This is a genomic window from Burkholderia sp. LMG 13014, assembly GCF_905232215.1.
GTDB lineage: Bacteria > Pseudomonadota > Gammaproteobacteria > Burkholderiales > Burkholderiaceae > Burkholderia.
Genome location: NZ_CAJNKE010000775.1, coordinates 1 through 2,358, shown reverse-complemented (window position 1 = coordinate 2,358; position 2,358 = coordinate 1). Strand labels below are relative to the sequence as shown.

Here is a 2,358-nt window from a genome sequence, read left to right as displayed (position 1 = left end):
TGCCGCTCGATGCGCTCGACGAAGCGCTCGACAAAACGATCGCCGAACTCGGTCGTAACGGCCCGAACGCGCTGATGGAGATCAAGCGCTTCTTCGACGCGATCGGCGAGTATCCGCCGTCGGACGAGCGTGCGGCGTTCACCGCGCAGACGATCTCGCGCGTGCGGGCGACACCGGAAGCGAAGGAAGGCTTCGCCGCGTTCTTCGCGAAGCGGCCGCCGGCATGGGAGGCGGGCGCCGAGTAACGGAAAACGGCGACGATCGGCCGTGCGGCGGGCCCGGCCGCAATTTGCGGCTCGGGCGCGGGCGCTTGCTCTACAATGCGTGACCCCCGGCGCGCTGCCGGCCCAGCCCCGACCGATTCTTCATCCGATGATCGTCAACCGCCTTATCTCCGAGATCCTGTTCGGCTTCACCGGCCTGATCGGCATCATCAACCCGATCGGCATCGCGTTCCTGTTTCTCGAACGGACCGAGGCGCTCACCGAGCAGGAACGCGATCTGCTCGCGAGAAAGGTCGCGTTCAACGCGTTCATCGTGCTGATGGTCGCGTTCTTCGCCGGCACGCCGGTGCTGCATTTCTTCGGGATCTCGATGGAAGCGCTGCGAATCGGCGGCGGCTTCGCGGTTGCAGTGGCCGGCTGGCAGATGCTGAACGAACCCGACGGCCCGGGCGGCGGCGACACACCGGTCAAGCCGATCGACGCGAACGCGATCATGACGCGCGCGTTCTTCCCGCTGACCATGCCGCTGACGGTCGGCCCCGGCTCGATCGCGACCGCGATCGCGCTGAACGCGAACCGCACGCACAAGCTGTCGGAGTTCATGCTGTCGAGCATCGTGTCGATCGCCGTCTCCGTGCTGGTTGCGATCGTGATCTGGCAGGTTTACAGCCGCTCCGCGCTGCTGTCGCGCTACCTCGGCAGCGAAGGCACCAAGGTCGCGAAGCGCGTGTCGGCGTTCCTGCTGCTGTGCATCGGCGTGCAGATCATGCTGACCGGCTTTTCCGCGTTCCTGCAGCCGATCGCCGACCAGGTCAAGTAAGCGGCCGGCGCCGCCGTGCAACCGGCGCCCCGCACGACCTCGCGCTGACAACTACTCTCTTCGCACGATGCGGCGACGCCGCACGCCTTTTCGCCACCCGCGATACCATGCGACGGTCCGGCGGATGCGCGGCGCGCATCCGGCCGTCAGCTCAACTTCAATGGCGAGGCGTGCAATGGAATACGTGAAATTCGGATCGACAGGGCTGGAAGTGTCCAACCTGGTGCTGGGTTGCATGACGTTCGGTGAACCGTCACGCGGCTCGCATCCGTGGACGCTGCCGGAAGCGGAGAGCCGCCCGATCATCCAGCGGGCAGTCGAAGCCGGCGTCAACTTCTTCGATACCGCGAACATGTATTCGGACGGCACGTCGGAGGAGATCGTCGGCCGCGCGCTGCGCGATTTCGCGAAGCGCGACGAGATCGTGATCGCGACCAAGGTGTTCTACCGGATGCGGCCGGGGCCGAACGGCGCGGGGCTGTCGCGCAAGGCGATCATGACGGACATCGACCAGAGCCTGAAGCGGCTCGGCACCGATTATGTCGATCTCTACCAGATTCACCGCTGGGACTACGGCACGCCGCTCGAGGAGACGCTCGAGGCACTGCACGACGTCGTGAAAGCCGGCAAGGCACGTTACATCGGCGCGTCGTCGATGTTCGCGTGGCAGTTTGCGAAGGCGCTGCACACGTCGAAGCAGCACGGCTGGACCCGCTTCGTCAGCATGCAGAACCACCTGAACCTGCTGTATCGGGAAGAAGAGCGGGAAATGCTGCCGCTGTGTGAAGACGAAGGGATCGCGGTGATTCCGTGGAGCCCGCTCGCGCGCGGCCGCCTGACGCGCAACTGGGACGAGTCGACCGAACGGCAGCAGAGCGATGCGGTCGGCCAGCGGCTTTACGATGCGACGGCGGAGTCGGACAAGGCGGTCATCGACGCCGTTGCGACGATCGCGGCCGCGCGCAACGTGCCGCGTGCGCAGGTCGCGCTCGCGTGGGTCGCGCAGAAGCGCGGGGTCACCGCGCCGATCGTCGGCATTTCGAAGCCGCAGCAGCTGGACGACGCACTCGCCGCACTCGAGCTGAAACTGACCGGCGACGAGATTGCCACGCTCGAACGCCCGTACGTGCCGCACGTGGTCGCCGGGATCAACTGAGCGGCAGCGCCGCGCGGCGGTCAGCGCGCGGCGGCGAGCATCGGGTAGGTGAACAGGCCGAAGTGGACGACGTTCAGCCCCGCATGCGCGAGCGCGGACGCGAGCAGTCCGCCGCGTCGCCATGCGAGGCCGTAGCCGATGCCGGCCACCGTGCCGAG

2 protein-coding genes and 2 pseudogenes are annotated in these 2,358 nt (G+C 66.8%); 3 read left to right on the top strand and 1 reads right to left on the bottom strand.

Annotation, left to right across the window (positions count from 1 at the left end; all coding sequences use genetic code 11):
- The 3 genes and pseudogenes from JYJ84_RS34445 to JYJ84_RS34435 form a co-directional block, all read left to right on the top strand.
- Positions 1–245: pseudogene (locus JYJ84_RS34445) on the top strand (enoyl-CoA hydratase/isomerase family protein); the annotation flags it as partial.
- Positions 246–372: 127 nt separating this feature from the next.
- A complete protein-coding gene (locus JYJ84_RS34440; RefSeq protein ID WP_043184423.1) occupies positions 373–1,044 on the top strand; it encodes a MarC family protein in 672 nt (223 codons plus the stop codon).
- A gap of 175 nt (positions 1,045–1,219) precedes the next feature.
- Positions 1,220–2,200: an aldo/keto reductase gene (locus JYJ84_RS34435; RefSeq protein WP_122947259.1), complete on the top strand. Its 981-nt coding sequence runs from the start codon at positions 1,220–1,222 to the stop codon at positions 2,198–2,200.
- 20 nt (positions 2,201–2,220) lie between these two features.
- Here the strand turns inward: JYJ84_RS34435 and JYJ84_RS34430 are convergent.
- Positions 2,221–2,358, bottom strand: a pseudogene (locus JYJ84_RS34430) (CPBP family intramembrane glutamate endopeptidase); the annotation flags it as partial.

Excerpts from the sequence above, each read along its gene's own strand:
- JYJ84_RS34440 (WP_043184423.1), top strand. The coding sequence starts at position 373 with ATGATCGTCAACCGCCTTATCTCCGAGATCCTGTTCGGCTTCACCGGC.
- JYJ84_RS34435 (WP_122947259.1), top strand. The coding sequence starts at position 1,220 with ATGGAATACGTGAAATTCGGATCGACAGGGCTGGAAGTGTCCAACCTG.